This window comes from Pseudomonas sp. JL3 (assembly GCF_031570575.1).
Classification (GTDB): domain Bacteria; phylum Pseudomonadota; class Gammaproteobacteria; order Pseudomonadales; family Pseudomonadaceae; genus Aquipseudomonas; species Aquipseudomonas cucumis.
This window is the reverse complement of sequence record NZ_JAKWJK010000018.1, coordinates 56,504-77,081: the sequence shown is the minus strand read 5'-3', so window position 1 is coordinate 77,081 and position 20,578 is coordinate 56,504. Positions and strand designations below refer to the sequence as shown.

General features: G+C 56.0%; 11 protein-coding genes and 1 pseudogene. 2 read left to right on the top strand and 10 right to left on the bottom strand.

The features are described 5' to 3' along the window. Positions 1 to 2: 2 nt before the first annotated feature. The 6 genes and pseudogenes from MMG91_RS24380 to MMG91_RS29030 all read right to left on the bottom strand — a co-directional run. Positions 3 to 2,825, bottom strand: a complete 2,823-nt coding sequence (locus MMG91_RS24380) for an RHS repeat-associated core domain-containing protein (RefSeq protein WP_310660957.1) — start codon at positions 2,823 to 2,825, stop codon at positions 3 to 5. Continuing rightward, positions 2,822 to 7,309, bottom strand: coding sequence for a SpvB/TcaC N-terminal domain-containing protein (locus MMG91_RS24375; RefSeq protein ID WP_310660956.1), 4,488 nt, complete (start codon positions 7,307 to 7,309; stop codon positions 2,822 to 2,824). Before MMG91_RS24375 ends, MMG91_RS24380 begins: the two co-directional genes overlap by 4 nt. Next, complete coding sequence (locus MMG91_RS24370) at positions 7,306 to 11,208, bottom strand: neuraminidase-like domain-containing protein (RefSeq protein ID WP_310660955.1); 3,903 nt, start codon at positions 11,206 to 11,208, stop codon at positions 7,306 to 7,308. Before MMG91_RS24370 ends, MMG91_RS24375 begins: the two co-directional genes overlap by 4 nt. A gap of 26 nt (positions 11,209 to 11,234) precedes the next feature. After that, positions 11,235 to 14,528, bottom strand: a complete 3,294-nt coding sequence (locus MMG91_RS24365) for a Tc toxin subunit A (RefSeq protein WP_310660954.1) — start codon at positions 14,526 to 14,528, stop codon at positions 11,235 to 11,237. 205 nt (positions 14,529 to 14,733) lie between these two features. Then, complete coding sequence (locus MMG91_RS29035; protein ID WP_405046560.1) at positions 14,734 to 15,438, bottom strand: methyl-accepting chemotaxis protein; 705 nt, start codon at positions 15,436 to 15,438, stop codon at positions 14,734 to 14,736. Positions 15,439 to 15,639: 201 nt separating this feature from the next. Next, positions 15,640 to 16,518: pseudogene (locus MMG91_RS29030) on the bottom strand (methyl-accepting chemotaxis protein); the annotation flags it as partial. Between the two features lie 395 nt (positions 16,519 to 16,913). Between MMG91_RS29030 and MMG91_RS24355 the strand changes: the two are divergent. Beyond that, the gene (locus MMG91_RS24355; RefSeq protein ID WP_310660952.1) at positions 16,914 to 17,585 is read left to right on the top strand and encodes a histidine phosphatase family protein; all 672 of its coding nucleotides are present in this window, start codon (positions 16,914 to 16,916) and stop codon (positions 17,583 to 17,585) included. 34 nt (positions 17,586 to 17,619) lie between these two features. Continuing rightward, positions 17,620 to 18,483, top strand: coding sequence for a phosphatase PAP2 family protein (locus MMG91_RS24350; RefSeq protein WP_310660951.1), 864 nt, complete (start codon positions 17,620 to 17,622; stop codon positions 18,481 to 18,483). Between the two features lie 42 nt (positions 18,484 to 18,525). On the opposite strand, the gene MMG91_RS24345 is transcribed toward MMG91_RS24350, so the two are convergent. From MMG91_RS24345 to MMG91_RS24330, 4 genes are all read right to left on the bottom strand, one after another. After that, complete coding sequence (locus tag MMG91_RS24345; protein WP_310660950.1) at positions 18,526 to 18,714, bottom strand: hypothetical protein; 189 nt, start codon at positions 18,712 to 18,714, stop codon at positions 18,526 to 18,528. A gap of 52 nt (positions 18,715 to 18,766) precedes the next feature. Next, positions 18,767 to 19,135 carry a DUF6124 family protein gene (locus MMG91_RS24340; RefSeq protein WP_310660949.1) on the bottom strand — a complete coding sequence of 123 codons (369 nt, stop codon included), beginning with the start codon at positions 19,133 to 19,135 and terminating at the stop codon, positions 18,767 to 18,769. Positions 19,136 to 19,556: 421 nt separating this feature from the next. Next, positions 19,557 to 19,814, bottom strand: coding sequence for a hypothetical protein (locus MMG91_RS24335; protein ID WP_305423664.1), 258 nt, complete (start codon positions 19,812 to 19,814; stop codon positions 19,557 to 19,559). A gap of 35 nt (positions 19,815 to 19,849) precedes the next feature. Next, the gene (locus MMG91_RS24330) at positions 19,850 to 20,242 is read right to left on the bottom strand and encodes a DUF6124 family protein (RefSeq protein ID WP_310660948.1); all 393 of its coding nucleotides are present in this window, start codon (positions 20,240 to 20,242) and stop codon (positions 19,850 to 19,852) included. Between the last annotated feature and the right edge of the window lie 336 nt (positions 20,243 to 20,578).

Sequence of the window (20,578 nt, the reverse complement as noted above, 5' to 3'; positions counted from 1 at the left end):
TTTTAGCTGGTCCGTGATCGGTTGTATTCGGAATGTCTGAAGAGTAACTCCCTGCCTCTCTGGACGGTGGCTCTTGTGACATCGATGTCGTGCTGAATATCTGAACGCTTTATCGCGTGTGAGCCCGAGGTCACTATCTTGTTGGTTGCGATATCAAAGGAAAGCTTCAACGTACCCAATGGGTCGTTGGAGTAAAACTCGTCTATTCCCAGGATATCGAAGGCTTTGTTTATCTCTTGGGAATCGTGCTTCAGGTATTCATCCAGCAAGTAGAGCGCGTTGTTCAGCTTTTCAATTTTTCTGGGTTGCAAACCTCTGAGCGCAGTATCTACTTGAACAGAAGCTTCGAAATTCGCAACCCAGGCACCTGGCAATGCCGCCACTTTTCCCAACAGATATCGCGTTGCTATCAATGAGGGTTTCTTCTGCCCTTGCGCAACCCTGACGTCATGCTCTCTGACGGCGTCCTGTGATTTTGCATGGATATTGTAAAAAGCCGTTCTTCCGGCTTTTTCTATTTTTTCGGGATCCAGCCGAGAGGCTTGGGGAAGCAATGAAAGAGGCAGGTGGCGAGTCGAATCCAATTTCTCCGCCGCAGTATCCAGCCCCAGCGAGGTGGCGGATGAGGCCGCGATCGCCGCTGCCGGGCCCAAGGCCAACGCACCAACGCCAGCAGCCGTTGCGATGGCACTGCGGGACAAGTTGTAACCCAGGCTTTGCGCGTATCTTTTATAGATCTCGTTATCGCTGAAACTGTTGTAGAGCTGGTAGTTGACGGTGCTGACCCGGCTTTGTACTTCCGAGAGTATTTTGGGGAAGGTGGCAATCTCTTCCTTTATGTTTTCCTGTTCTCTTGTCGTGCCGAGTTTATCGACGTAACGAACAGGGTTATTACCGACCATACAATAAAGATTCATTCCGTCTGCGATCCCTATCGGATCCGGACTGATCCACCGCTGTAACCACGGTGCGTAATACCTGTAGCCATAGTAATAGAGGCCACTGGCATCGCGTTCCTTGCCGGAATATCGAATGGTTTTGTAATCCGCTTCCACCTGCGAGCGGGAAGCTATCCATGCAGTTCCACCATAAGGCAAATAGCTTTCCTGGCTGATCAGCCAAGCTTGGTCGTCGAGTTCCAGTGAGCTGGAGCCCAGATCGTCGTCAAGGCTATAGCGCAGCTGGTTTGCCGCGATACCGGACGGCCGACCTTGGGTCCAGTGCAGATAACGTACGCTACAGCGGCCGGCTTGCAGGGTGATGACTTCCAGTCGCTCGTTAGTGCGGGTGCGGATTTCGAGTCCCGGCAGATAACGGACTTCTCGGGTGTGAGTCACCGATGCTGCATAAGTCGTTTGGATCTTGCGTACACGTTGACCGCTGCTGTCGTAGCAATAGCGCTCAATATCATCGCGTCCTTCTTCACGCCGGATCAGCATTACGCTGGCGAGTTGATTGCGGGCATTCCATTCCAGCGCTTGGCCTGGGTATAGCGCCTGCTGATTACCGTTGGCATCGAAGTGCGCAGTTGCATTGGGTGCTGTGTCCCCCTTGTTCCAGGACAGGAGCCGATTGCTTGAAGTGGCAACGTTCAAGGTCCGGGTATAGTTGTTGCGGTCGCGAACATGGCGCAGTTCGGTCAGATTGCCGCCGGTGTCGTATTGGTAGTGCTCGATGAAGTTGAACAATAGCTGGGCGTCAATCGGTGTTCTACTGGAGGCGGGAAGGTGAGGTTGGCTGTTCGGTCCCGCCGCTTCACGACCCGTTGCGCTGATGAGTTGGTAGAGGCTGTCGTAGGTAAACGTGCTGACCGCTTCGACCCGTTGGTTACTGCCGAATTGCACCGGTTGGGCCTTGTCCGCGATGCGCATCACATTGCCCACCGGGTCATAGGTGTAGTGCAAATCCTGCAGGGTGCTGCCAGACACGGACGCGCTGAGTGAGGTCAAGCGACCGCTGGCCGGATCGAACATGGCGCGGCTGATAACACCGTTTCCGGCGGTCTGGGATTCGATCTGGCCAAACGCGTTGTAGTGGAGGTCCTTCAAAATGACCTGTTCTGTAGTCGCACCGTTGATTAGAAGTTTAATGGCCTTGAGTTGGCCGGCGACATCAAACGAGAATCGCTGTTGGTGCTGACCGGCATCGATCTGTTGGATCGTTTCTCCCTGTGCGTCGTAGCGCCAGATCGTTTTATGGCCATCCCCCTCTTCAAGCAGCAAGTCGCGTTCTTTTTCATCTGTTGGCCAATGTGGCTGTCGGGGATCGAAGAGGAAGCGCCGTGTCTGGCCAAGGGGTTTGGCACAGAGGGCGTATTCATTGATGAACAAAGTACCGACACCGTCATCGTGTCGAGTCAGCGCGCCACATCGGTTATGTCTGGCGGATTCAGATGAGCTATCGCCATAGCTGAAGCGTTCGACCACGCGCAGAACCTGACCTGCCGCCTGCTCCTGGATTTCGGTCGGCCTTAGCTGATTATCGTAAGTCGTTTGCCAATGGTTGCCCCGCTGATCCCAGCTACGCAGTGTCTGTCCGGCGTCGCCAGGCAGACTCAAACGCCACCCGGCGTCGACACTGTCCACCAACAGCACCTTGCCGGACAGGCTGTAGACGGTCGTCAGATTGGCGTTAGGTGTTTTGGCAAACAGACGTGGGTCCCGCTGTTCAACCTGGCGTCCGGCAATGTCATGGTGCTGACGGCTGATCCGCGTTTGAGGGCTGTCGTCGGCGCTGCTGCGACAGTAAGCGATTTGCCGCACGAGCAGGCCGCGGCTGTCGATGGCGCTGATCGTGGGTGTTTTGCGGTGAAGGCGTGCGTTCATACCTCACCTCCACTGGTCGTGGATGGTTCTGGCATGACCTCTTCCAGCGTATCGTTCTCGTCCTCGTTCAGGGTGTACCAGGGGTGGCGGGTATGCCGCCGCATATAGGAAAGACCATCTTGTTTTGCCATACGTGTACGCGTAGGGCGTCCCAACGCATCGTAAAACTGCAGATCGCAATGGCCGAACTGTCGCAACGACACATCGTTAATGTAGTCATGCCGATCGGCGAAATAAGGACGGTAGGTCCGGATCGCCAACCCCTTGTTGTTGTATTCCACCCGCTCGCTGATACGCCAGCGCTTTGCTACGGTCAGCTCCTTCGGTTTTCCGTCCTCGAGGGTCAGCTCTCCCTTGGCGTTGACGACGTAAGCCGTACCCGATTCGACTTGTTTTTTACTTTGCAGCGTTCGTCCGAAACCATCGCAGCAGGTGATGGTGATGCGGATCTGTTTCTGGTTGTCATCGGGGTAGCGATCTGCAATCAAGGTAACGATGTGTACCGGTTCACGGGATGCGGTGTCGATTTCGGCCTTCAACTTCACCTCATCGGCAGAGAGTGCACCAAGGGCTTGCAGCCGTTTTCGGGCTTTGGCGCAAATAAAACCATCGGGCAATAAGTCTCTTTTGCCTACGCAACGTGTCAGCCAGTCAGGGTCCTTCAACGCTGCGTCCGAGATGCGTCCCATCCAGCTGAACAGTGTGTAAAAGGTTGCTGTAGCGGCATCCTGCAGCGCTTTCTGCCCGTCTTTAGTTGCATCGTATGGGGTGGCGAGTTCCGGGCGCTTGTAATCATTGATAGGTTTGAAACCTGTGGGCTTGTCGCCCTCACCGCCATAAAAACTGCTGGCCAATATCTGGCCAAAACTGTCATGGAGACCTTCCTCGATGTTCCCGTTCGGGTCGGTGATGCGTAGGGGGACAAGCGAGCGATAATCGTAGGTGGCGTTGGTGATACAACCATCGGGAAGTTTGAGTTGGGTAATGAAACAGCGGTACTTGTCGTAGGAGATCTCGGTCACGCCATGGCTTTTGCTCGGCTGCTGAGTCTGTGTTTTGTAAAAACCTTTCAGTGTGGCGTAGGTCGCGAAGCCACTTTTGACTGACCAGAGTTTTCTGGGAACCGTGGTCACGGGAAGGAAATCGGTCATACGGTGGTAGCCACTTTGCTCGAGCAGTTTTCCTTTGGGGCGAGACGCTTGCAACAATACGTCGAAGGCTCTCAACGCTGTCTCGTCCAGTTCGGCTGTTTCCAGGTGATCGGCCAGCGCTTCGAAGTGAGCGTCACCGTCCTTCAGCGTTTGCGCGGTCAAGGTGTTCTTGTAGCGTTGCACGGACAGGCCCGTCAGGATGCTTTGGATTGTCCAGGCTGTTTCCTTGACGAGCTCGATGAGCTTTTCGTAAGTCATGTCCTTTGTGGACAACCCTCCAGCCTCGGGTGTCTTGGGACGTTTCAACGCATTGGCACGCTGGCGATAAGGCAGACCCAATCGCCATCCTTGAGGTTTTTGCAAATGAATGAACTCGGTGCGGGTTTCGTTCAGGTAGTAGAACTGTTGCGCCGGATCATGAGCATCGCGCCACCATTGTTGCTGGTCGGCATCGCTGAATGGCGGGGTATCGCTGTCGGTTTTGCGTCGCGGGTAATGCACCTTCACGTTGTGGGTCAGAGCGCCGTACAGGTCGTGCTGCAGATTGAAGGTGTGCTGGCATTGCGGATCATCGGTAATGCCTTCGTACTGATAATTGATGGTCTCCAGCAGCAGCGGCAACATTCGGGCATAGCCTCGATGGCCCTCAGGCGTCTGTAGCAAACGTACCCGGTAGCGGTTTTCCTGAACTGAATAAAGTGTCCTGGTTTTCAGGCGCTTATCGATTCCGAGGATCTCGCTGCGCAATAAATGGCCACTCAGGGCGCGAGCCACTTCCAGGGTTGTTGCCGTATCTGGGGATGTGATGCATGTGTCGTTCTCGAGCTCGGGCTGGTATTGGCAAAGCATTGCCTTGCCCAGCGCCAGGGCTTCTTTATCAGCGTTGTGATAACCGGTGCGGGGCAGGTCAATCGCTCGCCCGGTGTGGAACCAGCTCTTCGTCAGGCATGGCGTGGTGAAACTTTGCGAGTCGGCATCACCTGGGTTGGTTTCGCTGTCGGTTTGCAGCAATAGACCGAAGCCGCGAAATTCCCGCTCGATGCCGTCGTAGTAGCCTTGGCGGTAGGAAAAGCTCTGGGTCAGTCGATTGCCGGTAATCTCGTCGAGCTGGGTCTGTTTCGATACCAAGTGCAGCGCTATTGGCAAATGGCAGGTGCGGGGCTTGTCGGTTTTGATTTTCTCCGCTTTTTCATCCAGCCATTCCTGCGCTGAGCTGCGGTAGCTGATGCTGCCGGCGGTGCCCATATTGTTATTGGTGCCAGTGAGTAAATACGGTTTTGCATGGACGAAGTCGTAGCGCCAATGACGGGATGTCATGTGCGGCACGCTCAGAATCAGGCTCGAGCAGCCAAGCCCTTGCAGATCGGCAAAGCTCACCTGACATAAACCGTCGTAGCGTACGCCTTCCGGCCAAGGCAGCTGAACGCAAGCATCGAAGCCATTGCCGCAGCGGTTCATGAAGACCAGCGCCTGATCTGTTTCCAGATAGATAAGGTCGGCGGCGCCGGACCCATCCAGGTCCGCCAGACGGATACGCGAGGCGTCGAATGTTTCGTAGGCGAGAGCTGGAGAGCCCAGCACGATGCCTTTGCCGAAACGTCCACGCCCCAGGTTTGGCCAGCACTTCACTTCGTTGTGGCGAATGCGCACCAGATGCTGCTGGCCACTGCCCAGGATATCGCTGAATGCCACCAGTTCGGTGGGCGAAGAGGTGAGTACAGGAAGGGCATCTTCATCCTCGTTACGAGTTACTTCGCGGGCAGCTGCAAAACCGTTTTGCCGTTGATTGGCGTACAGGCGAACACTGCGCGAACCTATCAATGTCAGGTCGCTGAGTCCTTCACTCATCAGATCGGCCAATTGCCCTTGTGGATTGAAAAACTCCAAAGGGAAGGCATTGAACGTGGTGAAGTTCGACCAGGTTCGGTCAGGACCGAGGGAGAAAAAACCACTCAGCCCCGGCTGAGCCATGACCCAGTCCAGCCGACCATCGCCCGTGAAGTCGTTCAGTGACTGGCGAACAGGTTTTGCGGTGTCGGCAATGGGAATATTGGGTAATGCTCGCCACTGATCGTAAGCCACTTCATTGCTTTTGGCTTTGGCTCGCATGGGTTCGCGGTAATACCAGCCTGTGTCACCTCGATAGAGCACGCCCGGCAGGCCTTCGCCGTACAGGTCCACCAGTTGATAATCCTGGCCGTCGTTGAGCCCCGGCATGTTCTGAAAGCGCTGCCAGGTTTGGGTATCAGGGAGGAGCGTGAACTCGCTGTAGCTGAATTCAACCGGCGGACGGTTATCGGCGTTTGCCGAGTCGCCAAACGCCTGGTCATGGGCGGCGCTCAGGTGGTTATAACCCAGAGGTGCCTGGCGGTAATCGAGCAGCAGGCGCCGCACCAGAACGGGGGCGGCGCCCAATTCATCGGGAAAGCGGTGGAACATCAGAACCTGCCGGCACAGGCGTTCGGTGCGTAGTTCAAAACCGTAAGCGAAGCTGTAAAACGCGTCGCTACGGGCTTGCCACTCTTGGCCCTCATATAACGGTTTCTGTTCGTATTCCGTACGCCGTTCGCCATAGTCGAACACCAATTCGAAGTGCCATTGCGCAGGCTTCAATCGATCGGCTTGCCATGAGTAAAGGTGTGCATCAGCCTCGAAATTGCCATAACACACACGGCTCAAGTAGCGCTGGGCGGTTATATCCGATTTGTATTGGTAGAGAATGTGCTCGCCATGTGCGTTCAGGCTCTCCTCCAGCAGCCATTCGCCTACACGGCTCGTATCCTGGAGATCCGCGCGACGCGATGCCGGATTTTTTCCGAACACGTGAAGGCTGCCGTCGGCACCGTGCACCAGCCAAAAACCCGGTTTGTCGCTCTGCGAGGACCAATGTTCGATGCGGTCGAAGCTGCTTTCGATTCTCGGGAAGTGACGCACGACGGTATAGGTTGTATCCAGTTCCAGCTCGTTGTAATGATCGATGCGGGTTGAGGTGGTGACGCCCTGAGTGTCGCGCTCGGGCAGCCACATAATCCCGCTGGGGCCGATGATCTCGTCATCCTCGCTATAGGCCGGTACACCCTTACTGGTGCGTCGTGCAACGGTGGGCAATGACATCCCCCAGCCGATGCCGAACACACTGTTGCCGACCGAACTGCTGTACCTGAGTGACAAAGAGGGGGCAAAACCGCGACCCGGTGAAATCGGCAAGGCAATCTCATAAGAAGCCGCACCGTGGGCGCCGATGGCGCTCCAGCCTTTACCAATGCTCTGGATGGCACCGCCACCCTTGGGCAGTGATGGCGCGATAACAGGCAATGCCGTTTGTTCACTCATTGTGAGCCTCCGCCTACTCTGGCCGTGTAGCTCACGTGCACGATGATGTCGGTCAGTGATTCGAGCATGGACTTTTGTGCTGTGTGATGCGGAAACGACAGGTGCCATTTTGAAATCGCACCGGTGTATTCAAAGGGCAGGTAGCGTTCGTCCTGAAAGTTCAACGTAAAAAGGCCGTTGTCGACGATACCGGTGGAGAGCGCGATCTGCTGGTTGGCCCATTGACTGGCCATGACCTGCTTGCCTGCGCCTGACATGACAACGTAGCTACTGGTCTGGGTCAAAATGGCGCGGATGTCTTCATACGGACCCAGAACTGCCGGCAGGGAAAGGCTGATACTTTTGATTCGGCGCAGGCAGTGTCCCGGGTAGTCGTTATCAAACAATGCCTGGGTAAATTCGAATTCGCATGTGCCACTGTCCATCAGGGTTGACTTCAAACCTTTGACGGTCGGTGTACCTTCGACGCCGGGTATGTCCTCCCAGTGCTTATTGATAGAGGGTACGACCCCGGTGCTGCTCTTGTCCTTCTCTGCCTTTTCCTTCAGCTGTCGCAATGACACGGTCTTGCGAATCTCCAGCTCACGTTCATTGCCCAAAAGATAGGCACTTTTCATCTTCAGCAAGCTCACCTTCATCCCCTCTCCAGGTCCGAGCCCGCGATAAGTACTGTTCCAGGCCTGGGGTTGAAAGAATGGCTGTGTGGAATGGTCGACCATTTCGTAGCGCCAGCACAGTTCAGTGAGTTGGCACAGCGACAACGTTGCGTCATACACCTGGTGATAGAAGCTGGAGAGCTGGTAGGTGAACCATTGGTAAAGTTGTGAGTGGGTAAAACGCTTGCTGAGGAAGTCGTAAGAGGCTCTGGCTTGCGAGAGTGACGTTTGAGTCTGGCGTAGCAGCAACAGGGTGGCCGTCTCCCGCTCCGCTTCAAGCGCCAGTTGAGCATCGAGCTGCGCGATTTCAAGCTTTGCCTGATCGCGAGCCTCGGTCCACTCCTGATGGCGCCGGCGGTACTGCGCCGCCCGTTCGAGGGCCTCGCCGGTGCCATGGGCGGCGGCTGCTGCGCCTTGAGCCCCGGCCATCACCGCCAAGGGCACCCCTTCCAGACGATGGCCGCCATCCGCCAGACCAAAAATGTTGGGGGCGACCTTCAGGCCCTGACCCACCAATTGAGCGGCGTGAGCGCCCGCTTCGGCAATACGTCCGGCCAGATGCGCGGCGGCAGCGGCGACTTCCTCCGGATTGACGACCTCGTTGACCAGCCGGCTGTAGTAAGCCATCCGCGCTTCGATAATCGCTTTACTGGCAAGCAGGGCTTCCTTGTTTTTTTGGTCGACCTTCAACGCCTGGGTCTGCAGGTCCACGGCAATGTTCGCCAAATCCCAGATGTGATGCTGTTGAAGCTCTTGAAAGCTGGCCTGCTCACTGCGTTCGATGAATGACAACAGCGTTGCACTGAACTGAATCACCGTATCTACCGCAGCCATGGCATGGGCATGCAGCGTACTGAAGCGGTAAGGCGGGATTTGGGCACTCAGGCGCTGGTCAATTCCGGGCTCTGCCGCGCGCAGAAGCGTGGAGGCGGGCAGGCTGCCTGATGGTGCGGGCGCCACGAACAGAGGGAGCCTCAAGGGTCTGCCGGCCATGTCCAGATTGTGTCTGAGATTATGCAGACGGCCCTCCAGTTTCTCCCAGCGTGCGATCAGCCCCGGATTGAACGGCAAACGCAAATGAGGTGTATCAATCGTATGCACCGAGGGGGGCGATGCATAAGGACGCACGCACAATTGGGGGACTTTGCTTGAGGAGGTGTATACGTGTGTTTTTTTTGTGCCGAGTTCTTTTTCAAAAATACGCAGTTTCTGGTTGGTCTCTTCACTGAAGTTTTTCAGCGTGATGGCGGTCCAGAGGTCGGTCTGTTTGAGATCCGGGCGAGGTCCCATCAGGTCCAGCGCACGGATATAAAAATGCTTCGCTTGCGTCAACCCGTCGGCGGTCAACGTGCGGTACGCAGTGTCACCGTGGTTGAGCAGAATATCGATATAGAGCATGTACAAGGCTTTGCGAAAGTGCACCGGGTGACTGAGTGCGATTTGATGCGGGTCTTGCGGACCCTGGATGGCGTAGGTGGTTTGACCGGGTGCGGGAGTTTTGGCGCTGATCAACGGCACCGCATTCCAGTAGTCGGGGTTCTTGTTTGCGACCTCTTTGCGGCCGGGATTGAACAGGTAATGCAGCCAGCGTTCGGCTTCGCCATATTGGCGCTCAGTATTGAAACGGTGCGCAATCAGCCATGGAAGGTACAAGAACAACTCGACAAAGTAGCGACCATAGGCGCCGTAGAAATTCATTGGTTCTGTCGCCCCTCCTTCTCTTGAAGAAGGCTCTTGCAAGTGCTGGGAATCCCAGCTCAGCAACTCGTCCATACTCGTTTCGGCACGTTGGATCAGATGCCTGGCGAAGGTGATGTTCATTCGGATGGGCAGGCGCGGTTGCTTTGTATCGATGTCGCTCAGCGTGATGGATGAATCTGAAAAATCAATGAACTCGACAGTGCCTGAAGCACTGTCGCGTCGGCAGTTGATACTGGGGGGGCTCAGTTTGTCGCTGGAAGAGGACTGTTTGAACTGGAGGCTCACTTTCCTCTCGGGGGCAGGCAGGAAGAGTGCTGTCCATTTTACGAATTCTGTACTGAGTCGCTCGAAGAACTTTGAAGCGTCATGCTGCTTGTCTTGTTTGCTGGGTAGCCCGTTGAGAAAAACCGTTGGTTTGATATCAGTATCTTTGTCGATATGAGCTGACATCCAAAACAGGTTCTGTAGGTCCTCGGGCCCATCTCCAGCCCCGTCGACATAGAGCGAAATGAGTAGGGACTCGGGAGCGTGCGACGCATCATGGACGGCAATGGTGTGTATGTTTTTCTTGAGCTGGGCAAGGCCCTGATTGTGCAGGGTAACATTGGACCCGTAACCCTGTAGGCAAGTCTGCGGCGTGCTCCAGCTCCCATCGTATTTTTTATAGCAAAGGTTCAAACGAAACAGTGGATTGGTCCTTGCAACCTCTTGCCCTGAAGGTCGGTTTATCGCCGTCTTGTTCTGGAAGATGCATTCGGCCCAAATCACATACAGGCGCTTGTTGAACATGACCGGTCGAATCGTCTGTTCGACGGCACTTTCGGAGATCGGCAGGTTGGCGCGTTTCCAGTCCGACCAGGCCAGAGGCTCTGGGGTGTCATATTTTTTCGGGGTGGCGCCCGGCAGTGATGGGCGTTGAGCCATATCCAGCGAACGCCAGTAATAGGTATTGGCGTTGCGGGATTTGGCGATGAAGTAATAGGTGCTGTTGGCGAAGTTGGTGCCGTCGATGTAACCATTGAGTGTGGTCAGATTGGCCACTTCTTCGAGTCTTGTCAGATAGGCCAGTACCGCCGTTTGAACCGACTCGCCGGTGAGTTGGCTCTGATTGATGTCGTTTTCCAGTTGCTGGAAGTTGTCGGTTTTGATCTTGCGAAGGGTTGGGTCAAGATAGACCGCAGGGAAGTAATGTAGCCGCTGGTTGGTTGCCCAGCTCGAATAGTGATGCATCGCGCCACGCCAGGTCTCGACCTGATCTTTGGGGATGTCAGCGGTGTGATACCCCGGTTCCATGTTGGCCAGAATACTGTTGATGTATTGCTGCAGGCTTGCAGTGGCGCAGGCGACCGGGCTGGTAGGCACATCCTGGCTGACGAGCATGTCGAGTAGCCAATAGTGGTAGAGGTCATTGGCGGTTTTCAGATGCTCCGCGATCTTCAGTGACTTCAGTGTCTGGTCTTGCGGCACGATGGCGCATAGATAAAGCGCGAGCTGAGCGTCACGCAGGCTTTCATTGAGTTGTTTTTCAATAGAGGCAGACATGTTCATTCCTTGAGCATGTAAGGGGATCAGTGGCTGGAAGCCATGGCGGCTTCGCCGACTTTTTTCCAGGCATCGGCTGGGCTTTGGTTATTCAGGGCGGCAGCATTGAGCAGGGAGGCGGCACTCAGCCCTGTAGCTTTGCAGGCTGTTTGGCTGCGCATGACCCAATCCACGTCCTTCATCGTCCGTGCTGTCTGGTGATCCAGCTTCGCGGTCAGTGTCGTAACTTCCGCCGAAGTCCAGTTCAGCAACTGGGCCAGAAAGTTGTTGATGACCTCCTTGGGAGCGTCCGAATGGGCAGTTTCCAGATAGTTCAGGAGACTTTCTTCGGAATGCTGGTGGGTGCTCTGGCAATGGTTGAATCGATCCAGCAGGTACAAGCTGCTCAGCGTCAGTTCCAGGCGTGAGGATGGGGTTTCCAGCCACTGCGGGTGTTTCAGCAACAGGCGTAGAGCCCTGTTGCCGAGACTCAGTTGAACGGTTGCTTCGGCATGGCGCAGGACCGGGTGTAGCGTCTTGGGAAGTTCGACCTGGTGTGTGTCATGCAACGCCGTGGTCAGGATCTGGTAAACCGAAGTTCTGGCCCATAACAACACGCCTTTTGTGCAGTTCATCGGTAATTGGGAGGTTTCTTGCAGAAACTTCTCTACCAGATGCAGCTGCCGGTCATGGGCAAGCAGTAGAAGGTCTTTGAGCTTCCTTTTGCTGTCCTGCTTGAGCTGTTCGTTTTTACTGACATCGGCATCCATTTTCTGTGGGTTGATGAGCCGGTCCAGGGCTGCGTCCAGTTTTTTCGGCACATCCTCCTCAATGTCCGGTGCAAAGTTTTTTACCAGCCCTTTGTCGTCGAGCAGCGTTTCAGCCAGCGCATGTCGCCAGTTGATGTTTGGCGGCAGCGACAGTTTTGTCAGCTCTTGTGGCGTGACCGCGTGGTCAATCACATCGCGATGCAGTTTGTCGAGGTGCTGCTGCAAGTCCCGAAACCTGTGAGCGTCGTTGCTCGAGGGACCGAGAAGACGTCCCAATTGGGGGATGGTGTAGACGGACTCATTGATCCATTGAGTGAGCCAGTCCATTTGCATCAGCACATCGAGCAGGTTGACGGGCTCATCTTGCGTCACCGTGGTCTCGGTGTAGAGGGTAGATTGCGATGTGGTTGTATGGCTCGGATAACGTATCAGACTCGTCATGGCGGGTGTGCCGCGTCCCGATTCATCAAGTGCGCCGTTGATTAGTGTTATTGGAGCACCTTCCAGAGAAATCTCTGTCTCGGCGCCAGCGGTAGATATCTGGCTGATTGTGATGCTGGGCAAATTATCGGTGGCGCTGGCGAATCTGATTAAAAGCTCATTGCTGGCACCTGGGGCGGCGAACCATGAAGTATTGGTTTTCAATGTTGACCCCGGCAAAAGCAGGGGAGGATTCGCTGGGTTGAATGGCTCGGGTAGATGAAAGCGTGCAACGACCTCGGTTTTTTCCGCTCCCCGATGGGCTGTTATTCGGAGGGTGCGAATGTCGGTCTTTCCACTTGCCAGACACCTGGATACGCTTTCTCCCCCCAGCAACTGCGCCAGCGTTGCATTGTCGGAGATCGAAAGACCGAACAGGCGGGCTACTCGCGCTTGCCTGTAGATTGAAGACAGCGTGTGTAAATCACATTTCAGCGCGCCGACATATCTCTCAGTGTTCTGGACGATCAGCAACAGCGAATCCTGTGTCAGAGGCAGGCCAAGGCCGGCGCTCAGGTGCTGAAGAATTGTGTGCGAAACCGGGTCCGAGTCATCTGCAGAGAATGCTCGTTCATCGAGTACAAGCGGTGTCTCGAACAGCCGGACTCGATTGAATACCCGATCGAACAAGGGAGTGTTATCACCGCAAGCATAAGGGACCAACTGATAAAGCAACGCCCCGAACTCTTCGGCTTCTATCGAGTATCGGCGGTTCAAATGGCGATAAACCCCCAGGCAGCGCACGGTATAAGTGTCGAGTTGCATGCGCATGTTGCGTGGAACCCGGGATTCCAAAGTGCTGACGATCAGAGTGTCCAGATCGGCGAACGGAATATCGAGCCATCGTTGCAAGCGGATCATCCGGTGCAGACGTTCGAGTCTGTCGTCTGTTGCTCCGGCGATTTCTTTTTTTGTACCGTTTTTGTCGAGCTCCATGCCAGTGCCAGCAGAGAAAGGACCGTTTACATAGCGGGCGCCATAGGGGGCGAAATGTGGCGTGGTCGTTGGGTACGACGGCGATCTTCGGGGGGTATGTCTGCCTTGTGAAAGCAGTTCTTCCAATTGCTCTGCCTTGAGCCCGGTGTGCTCCAGAAAGGTGTTCACGTTGTTCAGGGTGGAGGGCGTATCGACGCCATAGATACTTTTCCAATAGGCACTATTTGTAAGCTCGCCCTCAGTCGTGAAAGGGGCTTGTGTCAACAGTGCCTGCTGTTTCGGTCCCAGTCCGGACAGCAGTAGCTGAGCCTCAAGCGTGGAGGATGTCAGTACCTGGCCGTATGGTTTATCGACTGTTTGTGAGGTCGGAAGGCGGGTGCTGATGAGGTAGTTCAGTTCACCCAGCACTGGCTTTTTTTCACCGAGGCCCAACAGGCATTGATGATGGAAAATCTCGTAGGGAAGTGTGAAGGGATAACGCCTTTGAGCCAATATCTCATAGGTGGATTTGCCTCGGTCTGAGGTGTTCTGCAGCGCTGCCTGAATATTCTTGTTGAGGATCTCATTGACGATATCGAGCATGGGCTGTGCTGCGAATGTGTTTTGCTGGTCGATCAATAAACTGGCGAGATCCGGTCGGCGCCTTTCCAGCAGGATTCGGTCGGTTCTTTCACCTGCTGATTGCGAGGTGCTGGTTTCCAGTTGTTTGGCGAACAGATACAACGCCCGGAGATAGGCGACAGGTGAATCGATGGCGGCGATCGAATCGATTTTGCAGGCGTCGTCCCAGTTTTCCCGGAATAGATTGGTGTAGGTGGGGCCTTGTTTTTCTACAGCCCGGATGCCTGGAGGGTGCCACTGGTGCTGTGCGCTGCCGTCTGAAGTTTGATGTTCTCGATACAGGTGGCTGATCTGGGCGGCGATGCATTTGACGTTGTCGTAGAGCGCTCCAGGGTTGGGCGTGTGCCCCTTGAGTGCGTTCTCATTTTGGATTGCAGTGTTGAAGTGATGCTTGAATTGAGCTTCGGTTAGCCGAGTGATATCGAACACCGAGGTGAGCTTCAGCGTGTCTTTAAAAAACTCTTCAAGTGCTGTTTTTGTGTCCTCGGTGCCGTAGGCCTCGATCAGCGTCTTGAGCAACGGGTTATCGTCCATGTCGATGCATCTCCTTTGGGGGAGCTGACGACACTACGACGTAGCAGGGGGGGGCGCTGTCAGCCACACCGTTTAGTGGGAGCTGGAACTTTCGCCGTTTGGCTGGGGAAGGGGAAGGGGAAGCTGTAGGATTTTGAAACGCTGCATGGCTGAACGTCCCCAGGATCCCCGCAGTACCGGCACTGACGGGGCAGGGTCGCAGGCTTTACACCCGGAAGTGACTCACCATCATCTGCAACTGATTACCCAACCGCGCCAGTTCAACACTGGACGCAGCGGTTTCGTCGCTGGCGGCGGCGGTCTGTTCGGACACGTCGCGTACGTTGATGATGCTGCGGCTGATCTCTTCGGCCACGGCACTTTGTTGCTCGGCGGCGGCAGCGATCTGCTGGTTCATCGACTGGATGTTCGACACGGTGCGGGTGATGTTTTCCAGTGATACGCCGGCCTTGCGGGTCAGCGCCACACTGCTGTCGGTCAGGGCGCGGCTGTTGTTCATCACGGCCGACACTTGTTGGGTGCCATTCTGCAGGCCGGCCACCAGGCCTTCGATTTCTTCGGTGGATTTCTGCGTGCGTTGAGCCAGGCCACGAACTTCATCGGCCACGACAGCAAAACCACGACCGGCTTCACCGGCGCGGGCCGCTTCGATGGCGGCGTTGAGGGCCAGCAAGTTCGTCTGCTCGGCCACTGCTTTGATCACGTCCATGACGCTGCCGATCTTGTCGCTTTCCTGCTGCAGCACGCTCATGGCTTCGGTGGAGCGCTCCACTTCGCTGGCCAGGCGCTCGATCTGGGCGATGGCTTCGTTGACCACTTTGTCGCCTTCGCGCGCTTCGCCGTCAGCGGCGGCTGCGGCCTGGGACGCTTCTTCAGCGTTGCGCGCGACTTCCTGCACCGTGGCCGTCATCTCGTGCATGGCGGTGGCCACCTGATCGGTCTCGATCTTCTGGCTGTTGACCCCGGCGCTGGTTTGCTCGGTCACAGCGGACAGTTCTTCGGCGGCGCTGGCGATCTGGGTGACACCATCGCGGATACCACTGATCAAATCGCGCAGGGTCACGCCCATGCGCGCGATGCCCTGCTGCAACACGCCGAGTTCGTCGCGGCGAGTCACTTTGACGTCCTGGGACAGATCGCCGCCGGCGATGCGCTCGACCACGGCCAGGGTATCGCGCAACGGGCCGGTGATCTGACGGGTGATGATCACGGCGGCAATGATGCCCACCAGCAACGCCAGCAACGTGCTGATCAGTTGCAGCGTGCGGGCCTGGGCGCTTTCGGCATCGCGGCGGTCGAGCTGGATCTGATACAGCTGATCGCTCAGTGTCACGATAGTGGCGCCTTGCTCAGTCATTTCCTTGCGTGCCTGCACCGCATCGGTGTTGGCGGTTTTATACGCTTGCAAGGCGCTGCGGTAGTTGCTCAGCGCGGTTTCCAGTTGACGCAGGGCATCTTGCTGGGTCTCGGCGAAATGCACGTTGAGCTGTTTCAGGCTGGCGATGGCCGTGTCCAGTTGGGCGACGGCTTTTTGCTCGGTCTCGGCATTGGTGCTGGCGGTGTAGCCGCGCACTTCGTAGCGAGCCAGGATGAACGCTTCCTTGGCCGCGGTGATGGCCTGGAACTGTTCGAAGCGTTGGTCGCTCAGGGGCATTTGCTGCACGCGGGCGCTGATCGCTTCGATCAACTTGCTGGCGGTTTCAGCATTGGCGCCCATGGCGTCGCGGGCGCTGTTACCGGTGCGGTAGGCGCTGCGCATTTTGTTCAGGGATATCTGGTAAGCGCTGATGGTCGCGCTCTGCTCTTTGAGCAGCTTGACGTTTTCCGGGCTCTTGAAACTCGACAGCAACGCTTGTTGCTGAGCGACGAAACCGTCGAGGGTGGTCTGCACATTCTGTGCAGCAGTTTCATCGCCGTTGGTCAGCATGTATTGCAGGCGAACCACACGCAGCTTGGTCAGGCCGGCGTTGAGCTGAGTGATGTCGCTCATCCAGTTGCTGCGGTCAATCAACCCGCCCAGGCTTGTCCAGCCGGTCAGGGCGAGAACGCAGGTCAGTGCCAGGACCAGGCCGAATCCCAGGCCCAGTTTCAGGTTCACGCTGATATTACCGAACCAGCTATTCATCAATATTCCTCCAGGAACGTTGTGCTTCTTGATCGTCGGTTGGCTGGAAGATTGTTGTTTTAAGAGCCAGCAAAGGGTTAGCAGGTCTGTATCGGCAGTAATCGCGAGAGCTGAAAGGATTTTGTTGGATGGATTCTGTAACAAGATTTTTGGGCAAGTCTTAAGCTTTTTTTCACATGGGTTTCACCGGCTGCCGACGCGTGCCTCTTTACCCTCGCGGCAACGAATGACAGTGGTGCATGCTGGCGAGGCGGCTTGATGTGGAATTGAGACTGAGTCTGTTCGGGATAAAACGCTCGATCGATCTGAGCCGTTTGGCCCGTTATCGAAACGCCGCGGTTGTGCTGGCATCTGCCTTGTTGGTGATTCCGCTGACGGTTTGGCTGTTGCGGCCCGCTGCCGTGCCGGACCTGGCCCATGGCAACGTGGCGGGCGCCCGCGCGTTAGCGACTGGTTGGGCCAAAGGCGACATGATCGTGCTGGTGCGCCACGTCGAGCGCTGCGATCACTCCACGGCTACCTGCCTGAGCGGCGATGATGGCATCACCGACCGCTCCCGCAGCGTGGCGGTGAGTGTCGGCGCGCAGTTCGAGCGTCTGGGGCTGGATCGGGCCGACATCTATAACAGCCCGATGATGCGTACGGTGCAAACCGCCGGTTACATGTTCAACAAGGTTGGCGTCGGTGAAGACTGGTTGATCCGCTGCAGGGGCAGCATGTTGCGCGATGCCCTGGCGCACAAAGTGGCCGGGCGCAACCTGATTCTGGTGACCCACAGCGAATGCATGGCGCAACTCGAAAAAGATCTCAAGTTACCGACCGCGACCCTTGGTTACGGCGCTTCTCTGTTTGTCTCCGCCAAAAAGTCTCAACCACCACGCATGCTCGGTTTCATCGAGGCCTCCGACTGGCGTTCGGTAACCACCGAATGAGCTTCACCATCATTCCTCTGGATCAGGACGTACGATGCTGACCTCTTCCCGTTACCGCTTTTACTGGGCGAACTTCGGTATCCCACTGGTTTGCGCGATAGTGGTGTTCCTGCTGTTTGACCTGACCAAAATCGATATCGCCTTCAGCGATCTTTTTTATGATCCGGCCACTCGCGTGTTTCCGTTGGACCATGTCCATTTGTTCGAGAAGATCACCCATAAATGGGCGCGGATCATCCCGAACTGCACTGGTGAGGTTGCGATGATTGGCGCTTTGCTGTCGTTTCTCTGGCCGCGGCTGAAGGCTGAAAAACATTCGAAGATCATCGCATTCCTGGAAAAAATCAAAATCGCGCCGGTGCTTCGGTTTGCCAGTAAACACCGTCGGGACTTCCTCTATGTGGTGTTCGCGTTTTCCATCAGCACTGGCGTTATCCATTACCTCAAGGGCCACACCAGTGTGTATTGCCCGGTCGAAACGACTCAGTACGCCGGGAAAATCGAACACAAGGAGTGGTACCAGAATTTCAACCTGCTGAAAGTCGCTGGCGACGGTCGCTGCTGGCCGGGTGGACATGCTTCGGGCGGCTTTACCATGCTTGCGCTGTACTTCGTGGCACGCCGCTATCGCTGGCGGTATTCCAAAGCGCTGATGCACGGCTCGCTGCTGCTCGGTTTCGTCTACGGCACGACGCGGGTTCTGCAAGGTTGGCACTACATGTCCCACACCTTCTGGGCCGGGATCTTTGTGTGGCTGGCGTGTTTGCTGACGGCGTTGGTGTTCTATGGTAGGGCGCGGCTGGAGCTGCCTGTACTGCAGAAGGCTGCGTCACCTGTTGTTGAGCCGTTTACAGGGTTACAAAGTAGTAAGCCTGACGCCCCACCTTCATGGTCTTGATCACCTTCAAGGGGGCGGCGGGTTCATGTGACCCGGCGCCGGTCACTTGAGATCATCGCTAACAAAACTGTAGGCAAAAAAAAGCCCGCGGGAGGCGGGCAAACTGTAGTTTCTTGAATGAGCGAGAGGAATGTACAGGTTGGAGAGAGGTGGTGGGGTGAAGAAAAATTCATGTTGATGGAAGGCTTCTTCATTTTGCTTTTCTACGCCGAAACCTGTGTCTGTGAGCATCGCATGCATCGATTCATGACAAAACCTCCCTTCGATCAACGAGCGCGATCACTCAGTGAACGACGGGAGGTTTGTCTACGGCCACCGACCCGTTCGGATCGAGGTTATCCCGCGCTCGGTTGACCAAAAGTTCGGTTAACACCGTCAACTGATGAAGAGCCAGCGCCACATTGTGCTGCGAGCCTTCGAGTTGATTGGCGAAGTCCAAAGTCATGACGTTGAGGGAGGCCAGGGTTTCGCTGGCATGAGCGAGCAGGGTGGTTGTATCGACGTCGGGGCGGACGCTGAAGATGTTCCTGTTCAGGTTGCGCCGGCGGGTGCTGACGGCACGTTCGCTGGCTTGGGGAAGTTGGGTAGGGTCGCGGGTTTCAGACTCAGAAGTGGCCGGATTTTTAACTAATTTCAGGGTGATCTTTTTCATAAGGGCGTTCCATGGGGTTAGGGATCCTTACGCTGTTTCGGCTGGTCAAAACCGTCCGCAGGGTTTGCAGCGAAGCGTGAAGACTATCTTCCCGAAACGTTGTTCGCCAGTTCATGGAAGTCGCTACGGGTTGCGGGAAATTTCCCAGGATGACGTGGTTCAAGTCCGACAGCGAAACCCTTTTCCACACTAGAGCGAAAGCGTGTCTGCTGCGCGTCCATTGAGTCGACAGTAAGTTACAGATTATGAAACCTACTGTTGAGTCATCGGGTGCCATATTGTTTCGTATGCGTAACATTCTGCTCCAGATGTCACGCATTCAGAACATCGCTATCCACTCAATCAAAAAAAGGCACCTGCGATATTTTCGTCAGGTGCCTTTTGGTGTGGGGAGCAGAAACGTCTTCCTATGCGGGGTTCGTTATAACGCCGAAACCTGCATCTGCAACCTTCGCCCAACCACATCCAACAAATCGCAGCCATCGCGCAACGAAGTCACCAACACCCGCGCCAGCTCACTGTGAACGCCTTCGCTAACGGCGAAGCTCTCCAGCAATTGAGTCGCGGTGCGGATGCGGTAGGCCGCCGTTTCATGCAGCACGTCCAGCGGCGCTTCGGTGTCGATCAGCAGCGACGCGATGGTGCAGTCGATGCCGGTGACCGGCATGTATCGATCCATGACAAAACCTCCTTTCGATCAGCGAGTACGATCACTCAGTGGCAGACAGGCTCGAGCGCCGGCATGGGCGAATCGAGGTTATCGAGCGCTCGGTTGATCAACAGTTCGGCCAGCACGGCCAGTTGCTGCATCGCCAATGCCACATTGCGATGCGAGCCTTCGAGCTGGTCGGCCAGGTCGGTGGTCATGACGTTCATGGAGGCCAGGGTTTCGCTGGCGTGAGCGAGCAGGGTGGGTGTGTCGACATCGGGGAGGATGGTGAACACATGGCTCACGGGATCGGGCTGTTTCGGGTTGCGCAAGCGGGCGCTGACGGCGCGTTTGGTGGCTTTGGAGAGTTGGGTCAGGTCGAGGGTTTCGGGTTCTGAAGGGGTATCGGTTTCTGAAGGGGTATCGGTTTCTGGAGGGTTGGGGGTGATCTTCTTCATGTTGATGCTCCTACACTAGTTATGGAGGCGACCACCCCTCTGCTGTCAAACAGAATTGGGTGGCAACTGTGCGCGGGTTGACAGACCGGTAGTGTAGGAACCCGGTGCATCCGAAGATGCCCCACGCACAGCCGCCATAAACGAGACTGCATGCGCGTGAGCATGCTGCCTGATCAGGAGGAGTGAAAGGTTACACTTTTCGGCCTGTCAAAGCCCAATCGCTGATTTGCAGCGACACCTGAAGGCTATCCTTGATGTGCAGCGCCCGCTAGTTCATGGAAGGCGATACGTTTTGAGGGAAATTTCCTAGGACGGAGCGGGGTGCCAGCCAGAATT